At 63.1% G+C, this 14,883-nt stretch carries 15 protein-coding genes; 7 read left to right on the top strand and 8 right to left on the bottom strand.

The annotated features are described in order from the left end of the window. A partial coding sequence (locus RMN99_RS13770; RefSeq protein ID WP_309623896.1) for an aldo/keto reductase occupies positions 1-888 on the top strand: 888 nt, incomplete at its 5' end. Here RMN99_RS13770 and mltG read toward each other — a convergent pair. From mltG to RMN99_RS13750, 4 genes are all read right to left on the bottom strand, one after another. Further along, entirely contained in the window at positions 885-1,838 is a 954-nt protein-coding gene (mltG, locus tag RMN99_RS13765) for an endolytic transglycosylase MltG (protein ID WP_309623895.1), read from the bottom strand. The two genes, RMN99_RS13770 and mltG, sit on opposite strands and share 4 nt — an antisense overlap. A gap of 23 nt (positions 1,839-1,861) precedes the next feature. Further along, the gene (gene fabF / locus RMN99_RS13760; protein WP_309623894.1) at positions 1,862-3,124 is read right to left on the bottom strand and encodes a beta-ketoacyl-ACP synthase II; all 1,263 of its coding nucleotides are present in this window, start codon (positions 3,122-3,124) and stop codon (positions 1,862-1,864) included. Positions 3,125-3,258: 134 nt separating this feature from the next. Next, positions 3,259-3,495: an acyl carrier protein gene (locus tag RMN99_RS13755; RefSeq protein ID WP_309623893.1), complete on the bottom strand. Its 237-nt coding sequence runs from the start codon at positions 3,493-3,495 to the stop codon at positions 3,259-3,261. Between the two features lie 106 nt (positions 3,496-3,601). Continuing rightward, positions 3,602-4,414, bottom strand: a complete 813-nt coding sequence (locus RMN99_RS13750; protein WP_309623892.1) for a hypothetical protein — start codon at positions 4,412-4,414, stop codon at positions 3,602-3,604. Between the two features lie 151 nt (positions 4,415-4,565). Here RMN99_RS13750 and RMN99_RS13745 point away from each other — a divergent pair, with 151 nt between their 5' ends. Further along, positions 4,566-5,069 carry a DUF3617 family protein gene (locus RMN99_RS13745; protein WP_309623891.1) on the top strand — a complete coding sequence of 168 codons (504 nt, stop codon included), beginning with the start codon at positions 4,566-4,568 and terminating at the stop codon, positions 5,067-5,069. A gap of 29 nt (positions 5,070-5,098) precedes the next feature. On the opposite strand, the gene aspS is transcribed toward RMN99_RS13745, so the two are convergent. After that, the gene (aspS, locus tag RMN99_RS13740; protein WP_309623890.1) at positions 5,099-6,880 is read right to left on the bottom strand and encodes an aspartate--tRNA ligase; all 1,782 of its coding nucleotides are present in this window, start codon (positions 6,878-6,880) and stop codon (positions 5,099-5,101) included. Positions 6,881-6,996: 116 nt separating this feature from the next. Between aspS and rnd the strand changes: the two genes are divergently transcribed. The 3 genes from rnd to RMN99_RS13725 all read left to right on the top strand — a co-directional run bounded on the left by rnd (position 6,997) and on the right by RMN99_RS13725 (position 10,251). Beyond that, complete coding sequence (gene rnd, locus RMN99_RS13735; protein WP_309623889.1) at positions 6,997-8,190, top strand: ribonuclease D; 1,194 nt, start codon at positions 6,997-6,999, stop codon at positions 8,188-8,190. After that, on the top strand, positions 8,187-9,083 hold the full coding sequence (locus RMN99_RS13730; protein ID WP_309623888.1) for a hydrogen peroxide-inducible genes activator: 897 nt from the start codon (positions 8,187-8,189) through the stop codon (positions 9,081-9,083). The genes rnd and RMN99_RS13730 overlap by 4 nt, the downstream gene beginning before the upstream one ends. 136 nt (positions 9,084-9,219) lie before the next feature. Further along, complete coding sequence (locus tag RMN99_RS13725) at positions 9,220-10,251, top strand: histidine kinase dimerization/phosphoacceptor domain -containing protein (RefSeq protein ID WP_309623887.1); 1,032 nt, start codon at positions 9,220-9,222, stop codon at positions 10,249-10,251. Between the two features lie 9 nt (positions 10,252-10,260). Here the strand turns inward: RMN99_RS13725 and pgsA are convergent, their stop codons facing one another. After that, the gene (gene pgsA, locus RMN99_RS13720; protein ID WP_309623886.1) at positions 10,261-10,854 is read right to left on the bottom strand and encodes a CDP-diacylglycerol--glycerol-3-phosphate 3-phosphatidyltransferase; all 594 of its coding nucleotides are present in this window, start codon (positions 10,852-10,854) and stop codon (positions 10,261-10,263) included. A gap of 115 nt (positions 10,855-10,969) precedes the next feature. Between pgsA and RMN99_RS13715 the strand changes: the two genes are divergently transcribed. After that, positions 10,970-12,292 carry an MFS transporter gene (locus RMN99_RS13715; RefSeq protein ID WP_309623885.1) on the top strand — a complete coding sequence of 441 codons (1,323 nt, stop codon included), beginning with the start codon at positions 10,970-10,972 and terminating at the stop codon, positions 12,290-12,292. On the opposite strand, the gene RMN99_RS13710 is transcribed toward RMN99_RS13715, so the two are convergent. Continuing rightward, positions 12,289-12,480 carry a hypothetical protein gene (locus RMN99_RS13710; RefSeq protein ID WP_309623884.1) on the bottom strand — a complete coding sequence of 64 codons (192 nt, stop codon included), beginning with the start codon at positions 12,478-12,480 and terminating at the stop codon, positions 12,289-12,291. The two genes, RMN99_RS13715 and RMN99_RS13710, sit on opposite strands and share 4 nt — an antisense overlap. A gap of 147 nt (positions 12,481-12,627) precedes the next feature. On the opposite strand from RMN99_RS13710, the gene RMN99_RS13705 reads away from it, so the two are divergent. Then, positions 12,628-14,298 carry a thiamine pyrophosphate-binding protein gene (locus RMN99_RS13705; protein WP_309623883.1) on the top strand — a complete coding sequence of 557 codons (1,671 nt, stop codon included), beginning with the start codon at positions 12,628-12,630 and terminating at the stop codon, positions 14,296-14,298. A 157-nt stretch (positions 14,299-14,455) separates the two neighbouring features. Here RMN99_RS13705 and RMN99_RS13700 read toward each other — a convergent pair whose 3' ends face one another. After that, positions 14,456-14,875: an EVE domain-containing protein gene (locus tag RMN99_RS13700; protein WP_309623882.1), complete on the bottom strand. Its 420-nt coding sequence runs from the start codon at positions 14,873-14,875 to the stop codon at positions 14,456-14,458. Positions 14,876-14,883 lie beyond the last annotated feature (8 nt).

Here is a 14,883-nt window from a genome sequence, read left to right as displayed (position 1 = left end):
ATGATCGCGCTGCTGCGCGGTGCGGTGGATCTGGGCGTAACCTTTTTCGATACCGCCGAAGTCTACGGTCCGTTCAGGAACGAGGAATTGCTGGGCGAAGCATTCGAACCGATCCGCGACCGCGTGGTGATCGCCACCAAGTTCGGTTTTGACCTGACCGCCGATCCCGCCGCCGGTCCGCGCGCCGACAGCCGGCCCGAAACGATCCGCCGCGTTACCGATGCTGCGCTGGGGCGGCTGCGCACCGATCATATCGATCTGCTGTATCAGCACCGGGTCGATCCCAATGTGCCGATCGAGGACGTGGCGGGAACGGTCAAAGACCTGATTGCCGAAGGCAAGGTCAGGCATTTCGGGCTGTCCGAGGCCGGGCCAGAAACCATTCGCCGCGCCCATGCGGTGCAGCCGGTAACGGCATTGCAAAGCGAATATTCGCTGTGGCGGCGCGATCCCGAAGCCGAAATTCTGCCCTTGCTGGAGGAACTTGGTATCGGCTTCGTGCCTTACAGCCCGCTTGGCCGCGGCTTCCTGACCGGCGCGATGACCGCCGATACGGTGTTTGAAAAGGGCGATTTCCGGACGCGCTTGCCGCGCTTTCAGGCCGAGGCGATGGCGGCCAACGTGGCGCTGGTCGATCTGCTCAAATCCATTGCCGCGCCCATGAACGCCACAGTGGCGCAGGTCGCGCTGGCCTGGCTGCTCGCCCAGCGCGACTGGATCGTGCCGATCCCGGGAACGACCAAGCTGGCGCGGCTCAAAGAGAACCTCGGCGCGATCGATCTTTCACTCAGCCCGGATGACCTTGCCCGGATCGATGCGGCCAGCTGTGCGATCGAGGTGGTCGGCGGGCGCTATGCCCCGGCTATGGAAGCGATGACCGGGCTTTAGAAGTCCCCGCGGTCCTTGCGGATCAGGTACCACTTCTCGACGTTTCGGTTGTGCTGTTCGTAAGTCGCGGCAAAGGCGTGGCCGCCGGTGCCATCGGCGACCATGAACAGCGCGTCGGTGGTTGCCGGATGCAGCACCGCCGCAATCGATTCGCGCCCCGGATTGGTGATCGGCCCCTTGGGCAGGCCGACCATCGAATAGGTGTTGTAATCGTTGACCGAGCTGATCTCCGACTGGCGGATGCGCCGGCCCAGCGGCTTGCCCTTGGTGATCGGATAGATGATCGTCGGATCGGCCTGCAGCATCATGCCCGAACGCAGCCGGTTACAGTAAAGCCCCGCCACCATCGCCCGTTCGCTGGGCTTGCCGGTCTCTTTCTCGACGATCGAGGCCAGCACCAGCGCTTGCTCCATCGTCAGGACGGGGCATTTGCCGTCGCGCTTTTCCCACAGCTCGGCGAGCGTGCGCTGCATCGGTGCCTGCATCCGCAGCAAGACCGCCTGGCGGCTTTCGCCCTTCGAAATCTCGTAGGTATCGGGCAAGATCGAACCTTCGGCCGGGACTTCGATTGTGCCCGTAAGATCCTTGTTCGTCATCAGTTTTTCATAGATCATGACCGACGGCAGGCCTTCAGGCACGGTCACGAACCGGCGCAGGATATCATCTGATGCGATGACCGAAAGGATCCGCCGCATCGAGGCATGGGCCGGCAGCTTGAATTCGCCCGCCTTGATCGTCTTGCCGAGGCCGAAGATCCGCGCCCGCAGCTTGAACGCCCCGGCCGACGATATCGCGCCTTCCTTTTCCAGCTTTGCCGCAACCGCCGAAAGGCTGGCACCATCGGGCACGATGAACGCGCCTTCTTTGGCCAGCGGCCCGGCCCAGACATACCCGCCACCCAGCCAGCCCAGACCCAGCAACACCGCCAGAGCCGCTGCAATCAGCGGCATACAGCCCCGGCGTGAACCCAGCATCAGTCTTCCAGAGCTTTCACGATCACGCTGGCGTTGGTGCCGCCAAAGCCGAACGAATTGTTGAGTGCGGCGCGCACGTGGCGCTTCTTGGCAACGTGCGGCACCAGATCGACGCCTTCGGTGCCTTCATCGGGGTTATCGAGGTTGAGCGTGGGCGGCACGATCTGATCGCGGATCGCCAGGATGCAGAAGATCGTTTCCACCGCCCCCGCGCCGCCCAGCAAGTGGCCGATCGCGCTTTTGGTGCTGCTCATCGAGGCGCCGGTCAGATCATTGCCGAGCACGCGCTTTACCGCAGCCAGTTCGATCGTGTCGGCCATGGTCGAAGTGCCGTGGGCGTTGACGTAGTCGATATCGCCCGGCGCCATCCCGGCCTTGCGCATCGCCATTCGCATCGAAAGTTCGGCGCCCTTGCCCTCGGGGTGCGGCGCGGTGACGTGATAGGCATCGCCCGACAAGCCATAGCCGACCACTTCGGCATAGATCTTTGCGCCGCGGGCCTTGGCATGCTCGTATTCCTCAAGCACCACCACGCCTGCGCCTTCGCCCATCACAAAGCCGTCGCGGCCCTTGTCATAGGGGCGGCTGGCCTGGGTCGGCCGGTCGTTGTAGCTGCAGTTGAGCGCGCGGGCCTGGGCAAAGCCGGCCACACCCAGCGGGTTGACGGTGCCTTCAGCGCCGCCCGCCAGCATCACATCGGCATCGTCGTCCTTGATCATCCGCGCGGCATCGCCGATCGAGTGCGCGCCGGTGGAGCAGGCCGTGACGACCGCGTGGTTGGGGCCCATCAGCCCGTATTTGATCGAGACCTGACCCGAGATCAGGTTGATCAGGCGGCCATGGACGAAGTGCGGCGAAACCCGGCTCGGGCCCTTTTCATACAGCACGATTGATTCGGCCTCGATCCCCGGCAGCCCGCCGATGCCCGAACCGATCGAGCAACCGGTGCGCAGCTTCAGCGCCTCGTCCATATCGACCAGACCGGCATCTTCGAGCGCCTGTCCGGCGGCATCGATGCCATAGATGATGAACGGATCGACCTGGCGCTGGACCTTGTGATCGACCCGCTTGCCCGGATCGAAGCCGTATTCGTGCTCCGGCCCCTTCACTTCGCAAGCGATGGTACACTTGTGCCCTTCGGTATCGAAGCGGGTGATCGGCCCGGCACCGCTTTTGCCGGCGATCAGGTTGGCCCAGGTCGTCTCGACATCACCGCCCAGCGGGGTGACAAGGCCAAGACCGGTGACGACAACACGGCGCATGTGCAATTCTCCAGAACTTGAAAACACGACAGGCCCAGCCCGTTATGGACTGAGCCTGTCAAAGACCATGCAGCAGGTCAAACCGCATCGGGCGATGCCGGGGTGATCCGCGCGGGTCCTTTGGCCAAAGGCGATCAGCCCTTGTGTTCGTCGATGTACTTGATCGCGTCCGAAACGGTGCTGATCTTTTCGGCAGCATCGTCGGGGATTTCGACGCCGAATTCTTCTTCGAACGCCATGACCAGCTCAACAATATCGAGCGAATCGGCGCCCAGATCGTCGATGAAGCTGGCATCTTCGGTAACCTTGTCAGCCTCGACGCCGAGGTGTTCGACAACGATTTTCTTAACCCGGTCGCTGGTGTCGCTCATGGTATATCCCTTCGTGAACGGCAGATTAAATTGCTCGCTTTTGCCCCTAGAGAACGGCGCGGCGGCTGGCAAGGGGGTGCACCGATTCCTGATCGATCAAGCGCCATCAGGTTACGACGATCACGCTTTCATAATCGACCGAGATGATGTCATCCGCCGTCATTGGTTTGCCGGTCTGCCGGGCACGGATGGTGAACAGATTGATATATTTTCCGAGTTGCAGGCAAATGGTGCCCGGCTTGTCCGGCGAACACGCTGCCACGCTGCCAATCATGTTCATATCGAGGGCCGATTCGACCAGCGTTTTGCACCGGGCCGGATCGCCATCCGTGATGCAATCGCTGAACTGGTTGGCAGGCTGCTTCGCCCATTCCTGAATTGCCAGCATGGCGAAGCCGCCGTCCATGGCCAATTCCTCCGATGGGGCTTCAAACCAGCCGTACCATTCATCGTTTTCGGGGAATTTATCGGCCGCGCGGCATTCGGGCGCAAACGGTGACCGTTCATATCCGTCTTCGCCAGTCGCCGCGGCGTATTCGGGCTTGGGCGGCGAAACAAACCGATAGCTGCGGGTTGATTCAAGCTTGTAAGGCAGTGATCGCCTATCCTCGGCACGCCCGCCCTTTTCGATCGGCGCGTAGTACAGCAGCACCGTGTCGCGCTGGCACAGAGACTGGTACTGCGTCGCCGAAGCTCTGGTATGAACCCAGGCATCCCCTTCAAGGTTCCGCCGTTGCGATGTGTATAGCGACGTGCTGGGTCGCAGGATCGAAAGCAGGTCGCCTCGATATTGCTTGTTCTTCGCTCCTGCCGACATGGCCTGAACATCGCGCCGCGAGATTGCCCGGTCGGCCGCCGCGCCGATCAGGATGCCGGCCACAAGAACCAGTCCCAATGCCTTGCCAGACCAGTTAAACATGATCGGACCCTCCACCGCGTGAGGTTCGCACAATGCGCGGGGCCTGTCACGCCGCCAAAAGCCCGCCCCGGCAAAGCGCTAGCCACTTGTTAACAAGCTGATATGTATGTGGCCCAACCGGATTTGGCCGCGGTACGAAAGGAAAACTTCGATGAGCCTCCGCGATACTGTCTGCGCTATTGCCATTGCCGCCGCGCTGATTTCCAGCCCCGCCGCGCTCAACGCGCAGATCACCGCCAAGGACACCGCCAAACGCGACGTCAACACCTGGGCCGAAACGATGGGTGAAAGCTTCAGCCCCGGCAAATGGGAAGGCACCATGCAAACCACCGAGGAAGGCGAGGCTCAGCCGCCCAAACCCTCCACCGATTGCTTCAAGCCGGGCGGACTCAACCCGATGTTCGCCGAACTGCGCGACGTGTTCCTGATGGTGATCGACAACACCGAATGCACCACCCAATCGGGCGGCAAGGGGTCGCTCGACCTGGTGCTGGATTGCCGCCGCGATGATGGCGGCCACATCCGCTTTGCATCCAGCGGTGCGCGCACCGCCGACAGCGTCCAGTGGGCGGTCGATGTCACTTCCGACGGTCCCGGTGCGTTCGGCACCTCGCGCATGCAGATCACCTCGCGCAAAGTCGCCGATCAGTGCTGATCCGCCCCGCCGGGGCCTGAGCGCGCGGCTCAGGCCTTGGGCGGTTCGACCACGCGCAGCGCCAGTTCGCGCAGCTGGCGCGGTTCGGCCGGGCTGGGTGCGCCCATCAACAGGTCTTCGGCGCGCTGGTTCATCGGGAACAGGGTAATCTCGCGCAGGTTCTGCACCCCGCAGATCAGCATCACCATCCGGTCGACCCCGGCCGCCATCCCGCCGTGCGGCGGCGCGCCATACTGGAAGGCGCGGTACATGCCGCCAAAGCGCTCCTCGACATCGGCCCGGGTGAGGCCGGTCAGTTCGAACGCCTTGACCATCAGATCGGGGTGCTGGTTACGGATCGAGCCCGAAGCCAGTTCATAGCCGTTGCAGACCATGTCGTATTGATAGGCCTTGATGGTCAGCGGATCCTGCGACTCCAAAGCTTCCAGCCCGCCTTGCGGCATCGAGAACGGGTTGTGCGCGAAATCGATCTTCTTGTTTTCTTCATCCCATTCGTAAAACGGGAAATCGATGATCCAGCAGAACTTGAAGGCTTCGGTATCGATCAGCCCAAGCTGCTCACCGGCGCGGGTCCGGGCCGCACCGGCCAGCTTGGCGGCCTGTTCAGCCTTGCCTGCGGCGAAGAACGCGCCGTCATCGGGGCCAAGCCCCAGCGCATCCCAAACAGCGGCCATCTTGTCCGGCCCGTGGTTCTTGGCGATTGGCCCGCCGAATTCCCCGCCCTTGCGGGTGGCATAGCCAAGCCCGGCGTGGCCTTCGCTGCGGGCCCATTCGTTCATCTCGTCGAAGAACTTGCGGCTCTTTTCTGCAGTGTTCGGGGCCGGGATCAAGCGGACCACCCCGCCATCGGCGACGATCTTTTCAAACAGGCCGAAGCCCGAAACCCGAAATTCCTCGGTCACGTCGCGGATCAGCAGCGGGTTGCGCAAGTCCGGCTTGTCGCTGCCGTAATCGAGCATCGCCTGAGCATAGGGGATGCGTGGAAACTGGCCAGCCGGGGTCACCGACTTGCCGTTCGCAAACTTTTCGAAGATCCCGGCCATCACCGGCTCCATCGTATCCCAGACTTCTTCCTGGGTGACGAAGCTCATTTCCAGATCGAGCTGGTAGAATTCGCCCGGCAACCGGTCAGCGCGCGGATCTTCATCGCGAAAGCACGGCGCGATCTGGAAATAGCGATCAAAGCCCGCCACCATCAGCAGCTGCTTGTACTGCTGCGGGGCCTGCGGCAGCGCGAAGAACTTGCCGTTGTGGATCCGGCTGGGGACCAGGAAATCGCGCGCGCCTTCGGGGCTGCTCGCGGTCAGGATCGGGGTCGAAAACTCGGTAAAGCCGATATCCTCCATCGCCCGGCGGGTTTCGCGGATCATCGCGGTGCGGGTCATGATGTTGGCGTGCAGCGTTGCGCGGCGCAGATCGAGGAAACGGTACTTCAGCCGCACGTCCTCGGGATATTCCTGCTCGCCCGCCACCGGCAGCGGCAGTTCCTCGGCGCGGCTCAGCACGGTGGCACTGCGGGCGTAGACTTCGATTTCGCCGGTCGGCAGGTTCGGGTTCACGGTTCCCGCAGCGCGGGCTTTCACCGCGCCATCGATCGTCACCACCGATTCAAGCCGGAGCGCTTCAAGCACCGCCAGCGCCGGGCTATCCACATCGGCCACGATTTGCGTCAGGCCATAGTGATCGCGCAGATCGACGAACAGCACCCCGCCATGATCGCGCTTGCGGTGGACCCAGCCCGACAGGCGGACGGTCTGGCCGGTATCGCTGGCGCCAAGCGCGCCGCAGGTGTGCGAACGATAAATATGCATCGAAACTCTTTCCAAGCGGCCCGGATTAAGGCAGGGGCCAAAGCGCGGGCTAACAGGCGAATCCCGCGCTTTTGTCAAGCCGAGACCCCTGCCGGGGTCACCTACAGAAAAGAACGATGAAGATACATCCTTTGATTACGACGTCCGAAGCACTTGCGGACCTGTGCGAACGCCTCTCCAAGGCGGATTTCGTGTGCGTTGACACCGAATTCATGCGCGAAAACACCTATTGGCCCGAACTGTGCCTGATCCAGATCGCCGACAGCGAGGAAGCCGCTGCGATCGATCCGCTGGCCAAGGGCCTCGACATGACCCCGCTGATGAACCTGCTGGTCGATAACGAGGACGTGCTCAAGATCTTCCACGCTGGCGGGCAGGATGTGGAAATCATCTACAACATCACCGGCAAGACCCCGCATCCGATCTTTGACACCCAGATCGCGATGATGGCGGTCAGCCAGAGCGAACAGATCGGCTATTCGAACCTGGTCGAATCGTGGCTCGGCCTGCAGATCGACAAGGGTGCCCGCTTTACCGATTGGTCGCGGCGGCCGCTGACCGAACGCCAGATCGAATATGCAATCGGCGACGTGACGCACCTGGCCAAGATCTTCCCCAAGCTTTTGCAGCGCCTGATCACGACCGGGCGCGGGGTGTGGCTCAATATCGAGATGGAAAAGCTCGCCGATCCGGCCGGTTACAGGAACGATCCCGATCTTTCGTGGCACCGGATCAAGGCGGCGGGCCGCAATCCCGCCATGCTGGGCCGACTGAAAGCCTTGGCGCACTGGCGCGAGCTGGAAGCGCAGGACAAGAACATCCCGCGCGGGCGGATCGCACGCGATGAAACCGTCGCCGATATCGCCAGCCACCCGCCCAAGACCCAGGCTGATCTGGCCAAGGTGCGCGGGCTGTCGGCGGCGTGGAAAGACAACGAGATCGGCCGCCGGATGATAGCCGCGCTCGACAATGCCAAGCCGCTCCCGGACGATGAACTTCCCGCCCGCACCCCGCGCGGCGCGCCGCTGGGCAAAGAAGGCGCACTGGTCGCCGATCTGCTCAAGCTGCTGCTCAAGATCCGCAGCCGCGAAATCGATGTGGCCTCGCGGTTGCTGGCGCGCAGCGAGGATCTGGAACTGCTCGCTGCGGGGGTCCGCGAACTGTCGATGCTGCAAGGCTGGCGCTTCGACGTATTCGGCAAAGATGCGCTCGATCTGGTCGAGGGCAAGATGGCCTTCGCGGTGGTGAACGGCAAACTCAAGATGACCCACGTCGATGATGTGGCCGAGGATGAAGCGGCGGCGGAGTGAGCAACTACCTCCCCACCCTCAAGCAGCTGCAATACCTCGTTGCGCTGCACGAGCATGGGCACTTCGGCCGCGCGGCCGAGGCCTCTTTTGTTTCGCAATCGACGCTTTCTGCTGGCCTGCGCGATCTCGAGACGCTGCTCGGCGTGGTGCTGGTTGAGCGGACCAAGCGCGCGGTGCGCTTTACCCCACTGGGCAACGCAGTGGTGGCCAAGGCGCACCGGCTGCTGCGCGAGGCCGAAGAACTCAGCGACATGGTGCAAAGCGCCGGGCAGCCATTGTCGGGCGAAGTGCGGATGAGCGTGATCCCCACCATCGCCCCGTTCCTGCTCCCCCGGATGCTGCCGCGCCTGCGCCGCGAGCGCCCGCAACTGAAGCTGTTCCTGCGCGAGGAGACCAGCCAGACCGCAATCGAAAGCCTGCACCATGGGCGCTCGGATTGCGTGCTGCTGGCCCTGCCGTTCGCCACCGGCGAGGTTGAGGTAGAGGTGATCGAGCTCGACGCGCTATGGGTTGCCTTCCCCAAGGACGATCCGCGCGATCCGCCGGCCGAAATCGCGCCCGAACTGATCGATCAGAACCGGCTGCTGCTGCTGGAAGACGGTCACTGCCTGAAAGAGCACGCGCTGGCGGCCTGCAACCGGCCCGAACTGCGCGCTTCGGCGACGATGATCGGCACATCGCTGCACACGCTGGTGCAGATGGTCGATAACGGCCTGGGGCTGACGATGCTGCCCGAAATGGCGCTCGACGCCGGGATCCTGAACGGCACCAACGTGGTCGCGCGGCCTTTGAAGAGCGAAAATGCCAATCGCGAAATCGCGCTGGTCTGGCGCAAGAATTCACCGCGATCGGAAGAATTCCGGCTGCTGGCAGAAGAACTCAGGGCTGGTTGACCGATGGCCAAGAGATTAGGTGATCCGCTGCTGGTGTGTTAGGGCTTTCGTTGCAATGGGACCAGACGCTCTGGTATCACATTGCGCCGGGCATGGCTTTCTTACCGCGAGTCTCCGGTCCCCGAAGGCTTCGGCCATGGAAATGCTTACGCCCCTGAAACCTGAACGCGCGAGCAGCCTCGGTCTGGCTCTGGTCGTTTCATCCAGTACCCCGCTCCTCCTGCTCAACGAGCAACTGATCGTCATGGCGGCGAGCGGATCGTTTTGCAGCGCCTTTTCGCTTGATCCCGATACGGTTGTGGGAACAGAATTGTTCGCGCTGGGAGACGGCGAATGGAACATCCCGCAGCTGCGCGTGCTGCTGCGCGCGACCGCCTCGGGCCTCGCGGCGATCGATACTTACGAGATGGACCTTGCGCGCGCCGGTGGATCGCCCCGGCGGCTGGTCCTCAATGCGCATGTGCTCGATCATCCGACAGAAGAAGCGATGCGGCTGGTGCTCTCGGTGATCGATGTCACCAAAGATCGGCAGGATGAGCGTGACAAGGACGACCTTGCCCGCAGCAATACCTTGCTGTTGCAGGAACTTCACCACCGGGTCGCCAACAGTCTGCAGATCATCTCCAGCGTGCTGATGCAGCGGGTGCGCGGCGCGCAATCAGAAGAAACCCGCGGCCATCTGCGCGATGCCCATCACCGGGTGATGTCGATCGCGACCCTGCAACGCCAGCTTGCCGCAACCGCATCGGACGAGGTCAGGCTGGGCCCCTATCTGACCGAGCTGTGTGCCAGTATCGGTGCTTCGATGATCGCCGATCCGGATCTGGTGGCGCTGCGTGTGACTGCCGACGACACTGCTACCGGTGCCGACCAGTCGGTCAGTCTTGGCCTGATCGTCACCGAACTGGTCATCAACGCGCTCAAGCACGCGTTTCCCGCGCTCGATTCGACCGGCGCGATAGCGGTGGAATTTCACACCGTGGCGCACGGCTGGACACTGTCCGTCAGCGACAATGGAATTGGCATGCACGGCAACCACGAAAGCGCCAAGCCAGGTTTGGGAACAGGCATTGTCAAGGCGCTCGCCGGGCAGCTTGAAGCTAATGTCGTCGTCTCGGAGCTGCATCCCGGAACTCTGGTGACCGTGACACACCGCGCAGCGCAATAGCGCCAAGTCTCAATCCATGTGTTTGAGGCCGACCCGCAGGTAATCCCATCCCGTCACCACAGTCAGCGCGGCTGCGGCCCACAGCGTGATCAGGCCCACGGTGTGCGGCACATTGACCGACTGCGCGCCCAGCAGCATCGTCCAGCCGGGCAGCGCCTTGCCCAGGATCAGCGCGCCCAGACAGACCATCTGAAACGTGGTCTTCCATTTGGCCAGCCGGCTGACCGGGACCGAAACCTGCAGCCCGCCAAGGAATTCGCGCAGACCCGAAACCGCAATTTCGCGCGCGAGAATGATCAGCCCCGCAATCACATGCATATCGCCCACGTAAGGCCCGCGCAGCACGCCCTGCGCGGCCAGCACCAGGATCACCGTGGCGATCATGATCTTGTCGGCAATCGGATCGAGGAACTGGCCCAGCCGGCTCACCGCGCCGCTTGAACGGGCAATGTAGCCGTCGAAATAATCGGTGATCCCCATCAGGCAATAGAGCGCAAAGGCCAGCAGATAGCCGAACGCCCAATCGGGCCACCACAGCAGGAACGCCAGCAGCGGCAGGGCAACGATCCGCGACAGGGTGAGGAGGTTGGGAACGGTCATCATTGCCAGCCAGTGCATAGCCGGGTGTGCGGCAATGCAAAAGAGTGCAGTTAAGGCTTGTTCACACGGGGGTTGCCGCTAGGGTCCGGCGCAATACGGGGACACGCAAAGCCAGTTCATGACCACCCAGACTCACCTGATCCACAGTCGGCGCTTTCTGCCAATGTTCGTTACCCAGCTGCTCAACGCTTTCAACGACAACCTGTTCAAGAACGCCATGGTGCTGTTCGTTGTCTATGAGGTCTACAAATCGGAACAGGCCGAAGGCCAGTTCAGCGCAGTTGCATCCGCGGTGTTCATCCTGCCGTTTTTCGTACTGTCAGCGGTGGCCGGGCAATTGGCCGACATGCGCGACAAGGCGCGGATAATCCGGATCGTCAAAGCTGCCGAAATCGGGATCATGACCATTGGTGCGGCGGGCTTGCTGCTGGCCTGGCAAGGCGCCATGGTCGCATCGGTAGCCATCCCGCTTATGCTGCTGGCGCTGCTGGGCATGGGGGTTCACTCCACCTTCTTTGGTCCGATAAAATACGCGATCCTGCCCCAGCACCTCCACCCGGACGAAGTGCTGGCGGGCACCGGCCTGGTCGAAGCCGGCACCTATATCGCGATCCTGGCCGGCACGATCCTGGCCGGCTGGATCCCGGTACAATGGGCTGCGGCGGGCGTGGTGATCACGGCGGTGATCGGCTATTTCACCAGCTGCCAGGTGCCCGATGCGCCGCCGCATCATGAGCCTGAACCGCTTGATTTTCACCTGATCCGCGCTTCGATCGCGCTGGTGCGCAACACCAGCCACGATCGCCGGGTGTTCCTGGCCATCATGGCGATCAGCTTTTTCTGGACCATCGGTACCGTACTGTTCGTGCAGTTTCCGCCGCTTGCCAAAAACGTGCTGACCGCCAGCAAGGAAGTGGCCAGCCTGTTTCTGGTGATTTTCTCGATCGGCGTGGCGCTCGGCTCGATTTCGGTCAATGCGCTGCTCAAGGGCACCGTATCGGCGCGCTATTCACCCGGATCGGTGCTGGCGATGGGGCTCTTCGTGGTCGCCTTCTTCCTGGTCTGCCGGGCCTGGGTGCCGCATCCCGACGGGCTCCACGATGTTTCGCACTTCCTGGCCCAGCCGCTGGCGATCCCGCTGCTGGCGTGCCTGCTGGGGATTGCCGTGGCCGGCGGCATGTTCGTGGTCCCGCTCTATGCGTTCCTCACCACCTTCGTCGACAAGTCGCAGACCTCGCGCACGATCGCGGCGAACAATATCGTCAATTCGTTCGCGATGGTGATCGGGTCGCTGATCGCCACAGGGCTGTCGATTGCCGGGGTGCCGATCGTCCACCAATTGCTGCTGAGCGCGGTGATGTGCCTCTATTCCGCCTATCTCGCCCGCGCGCTGGTCAAGGCCGAACGCTCCGGCGCGCCGAGCACGGTGCTGCTCGATTAAGCGATATAAAGGCTGACTGCGATGAAGCTGGCGCTGTAAACCGCCAGAGCATCGCGCAGATCACGCAGCCAGCCGGGCTTGCTGCGCGCGATCGCCACCGGGGCGTCGCCGTGGCGAACATGCGGGGGAAGGCTGGCCAGGAATGGGTGGCGGGCCGTTTCGTCGGTGAGTACAAGTGACCTTCTCATGCGGCGGGGTTAAGGTTTCGGAAACCATCGCACCAGCCCGAATATCGCGGTTAACGGCCCTGTTCCCGCATTGGTACAGGTTGCAGCGCAGCAATGAATCACCGCTGCGGCGTTGCCCCGCGCGGGCCACGGCGCTAAAGCCCCGCAATGACCGATACTTCGACAGTTAACGGTGGCCGGCTGCTGGTCGATTGCCTGATCGCCCAGGGTGCAGACCGCATTTTCACCGTCCCCGGCGAAAGCTTTTTAGCCGTGCTTGATGCGCTGCATGACAGCCCCGAAGTGCAGACCGTGATCTGCCGTCAGGAAGGCGGCGCCGCGTTTATGGCCTGCGCCGATGGGGCGATGACCGGGCGGCCGGGCGTGTGCTTCGTCACCCGCGGCCCCGGTGCGACCAACGCCAGCATCGGGGTCCACGTGGCGATGCAGGATTCGCAAGCGATGCTGCTGTTCATCGGTGATGTCGATCGCGGCATGAAAGACCGCGAAGGTTTCCAGGAAGTCGATTTCGGGCAGATGTTCGCGCCGCTGGCAAAGCTGGTGCTGCGGATCGACGATCCCAAACGGATCCCCGAATATGTCGCCCGGGCTTGGAACGTGGCGCAGGCCGGCCGCCCCGGCCCGGTGGTGATCGCGCTGCCCGAAGATATGCTGCTGGAGGCGGTCAGCGCGGCCGCTCCGCGTCCGGCGGTGCATCGCCCGGCCCAGCCGGTCTGCCCCGATGCGCTGGGCGTGCTGATGCGGATGATCGCGGATGCCGCCAGCCCGGTGGCGATCGTCGGCGGGGCCGGCTGGCACGCCAAGGCGCGGACCCATTTCACCAGTTTCGCCGAACGGATCGGGCTTCCCGTGGCCGGCGCATTCCGCCGTCAGGACGCAATCTCCAACGCCAGCCCGGTGTGGGCAGGCAACCTTGGCTATGGCCCCGGCCCCAAACTGGTCCAGCGGATCAAAGACGCCGATCTGGTCATCGCGGTCGGCGCACGGCTGGGCGAAGCGACCACCGACGGCTACACCCTGATCACGCCCGAGCATCCGGGCCAGATTCTGGTCCACATTCATCCCGATCCCAACGAGCTTGGCCGGGTCTATCGCCCGGACCTGGCGATCTGCGCCGACATGGCCGAATTTGCCGAGGCGGCCGATTATTGGGACGACGACGTGGTGCCCTTCGACGCCGGTGAAGAGGCGCACAACGAATGGCTCGACTGGACCACCGCCGCCCCCGCCCCCTACGCGCTCGATATGGCCGCCTGCGTCACCGCAATGCGCGAGACCTGGCCCGATGATGCGATCATCTGTAACGGCGCGGGCAATTTCTCGGGCTGGTGGCACCGTTACTGGCGCTACAACGGCTTCCCCACCCAGCTTGCCCCCACCGCCGGGGCGATGGGCTATGGCGTCCCTGCCGCAGTCGCTGCTGCGCTGCGCCATCCCGAACGCCAGGTCGTGGCGCTGGCCGGGGACGGCGATTTCCTGATGAACGGACAGGAACTGGCGACTGCGGTGCAATACGGCTGCGATCTGACCGTGGTGCTGATCGACAACGGCACATACGGCACGATCCGGATGCACCAGGAACGCGAATTTCCCGGCCGGGTTGTCGGCACATCGTTGCACAATCCCGATTTCGCCGCGCTGGCGGTGGCCTATGGCGGCTGGGCCACACGGGTGGAAACCACCGAACAATTCATCGCGGCATTGGCCGAGGCCAAGGACCGCACCGGCCTGCGCCTGATCCACGCACTGATCGATCCGGAGCAGCTAAGCGCAGGCGGCGCGACGATTTCAGGGCTGCGGGCGAAGGCGAAGGGTTAGGCCGTCAGATCCTCCCCATTTTTGGCGAATGCCACAAATGGAGAGGTGGCAGCGGCGTTCAGCCGCTGACGGAGGGGTAATTGCGCGAGGGTCGATACCCCTCCGTCACCGCTTCGCGGCGCCACCTCCCCATTTGGCTTCGCAAAATGGAGAGACCTTATCGTTCAGACAGCTCCACAATATGCGCCCACTCGTCCGGTTTGACCGGCGAGATCGACAGCCGGAACTTGGTCAGCAGGTCCATGTCCGCCAGCGCCGGATCGGCCTTTATCTCCTTCAGGGTTACCGCACGCTTCAGCTTCCTGACCGGCTTGACCTTCACCGAAGTCCAGCGCCCGGTCTCGTCGGTCGGGTCCTGGAAGCACGCCTTGGTGATCTTGATTACGCCGACGATCTCCACCCCGATGTTCGAATGGTAGAAGAACGCTTCGTCGCCCACCTGCATGGCGCGCAAGTGCAGCCGCGCGGTGTAATTGCGGACACCGTCCCAGGTCCCCTCGCCCTCGGTCACCAGATCGTCCCAGCCGTAGACATCGGGTTCGCTCTTGAGCAGCCAGTAGTTGTTGATTTTGGTCATGCCAGCGC

Origin of the sequence: Novosphingobium sp. (genome assembly GCF_031417815.1) — a bacterium.
In the GTDB taxonomy this organism is placed as follows: domain Bacteria; phylum Pseudomonadota; class Alphaproteobacteria; order Sphingomonadales; family Sphingomonadaceae; genus Novosphingobium.
This window is presented reverse-complemented; position numbering and strand designations above follow the sequence as displayed.

Coding starts and splice junctions, on each gene's coding strand:
- pgsA (WP_309623886.1), bottom strand. CDS start 10,854: ATGATGACCGTTCCCAACCTCCTCACCCTGTCGCGGATCGTTGCCCTG.
- mltG (WP_309623895.1), bottom strand. CDS start 1,838: ATGCCGCTGATTGCAGCGGCTCTGGCGGTGTTGCTGGGTCTGGGCTGG.
- aspS (WP_309623890.1), bottom strand. CDS start 6,880: ATGCATATTTATCGTTCGCACACCTGCGGCGCGCTTGGCGCCAGCGAT.
- RMN99_RS13725 (WP_309623887.1), top strand. CDS start 9,220: ATGGAAATGCTTACGCCCCTGAAACCTGAACGCGCGAGCAGCCTCGGT.
- RMN99_RS13700 (WP_309623882.1), bottom strand. CDS start 14,875: ATGACCAAAATCAACAACTACTGGCTGCTCAAGAGCGAACCCGATGTC.
- fabF (WP_309623894.1), bottom strand. CDS start 3,124: ATGCGCCGTGTTGTCGTCACCGGTCTTGGCCTTGTCACCCCGCTGGGC.
- RMN99_RS13755 (WP_309623893.1), bottom strand. CDS start 3,495: ATGAGCGACACCAGCGACCGGGTTAAGAAAATCGTTGTCGAACACCTC.
- RMN99_RS13710 (WP_309623884.1), bottom strand. CDS start 12,480: ATGAGAAGGTCACTTGTACTCACCGACGAAACGGCCCGCCACCCATTC.
- RMN99_RS13705 (WP_309623883.1), top strand. CDS start 12,628: ATGACCGATACTTCGACAGTTAACGGTGGCCGGCTGCTGGTCGATTGC.
- rnd (WP_309623889.1), top strand. CDS start 6,997: ATGAAGATACATCCTTTGATTACGACGTCCGAAGCACTTGCGGACCTG.
- RMN99_RS13750 (WP_309623892.1), bottom strand. CDS start 4,414: ATGTTTAACTGGTCTGGCAAGGCATTGGGACTGGTTCTTGTGGCCGGC.
- RMN99_RS13745 (WP_309623891.1), top strand. CDS start 4,566: ATGAGCCTCCGCGATACTGTCTGCGCTATTGCCATTGCCGCCGCGCTG.
- RMN99_RS13715 (WP_309623885.1), top strand. CDS start 10,970: ATGACCACCCAGACTCACCTGATCCACAGTCGGCGCTTTCTGCCAATG.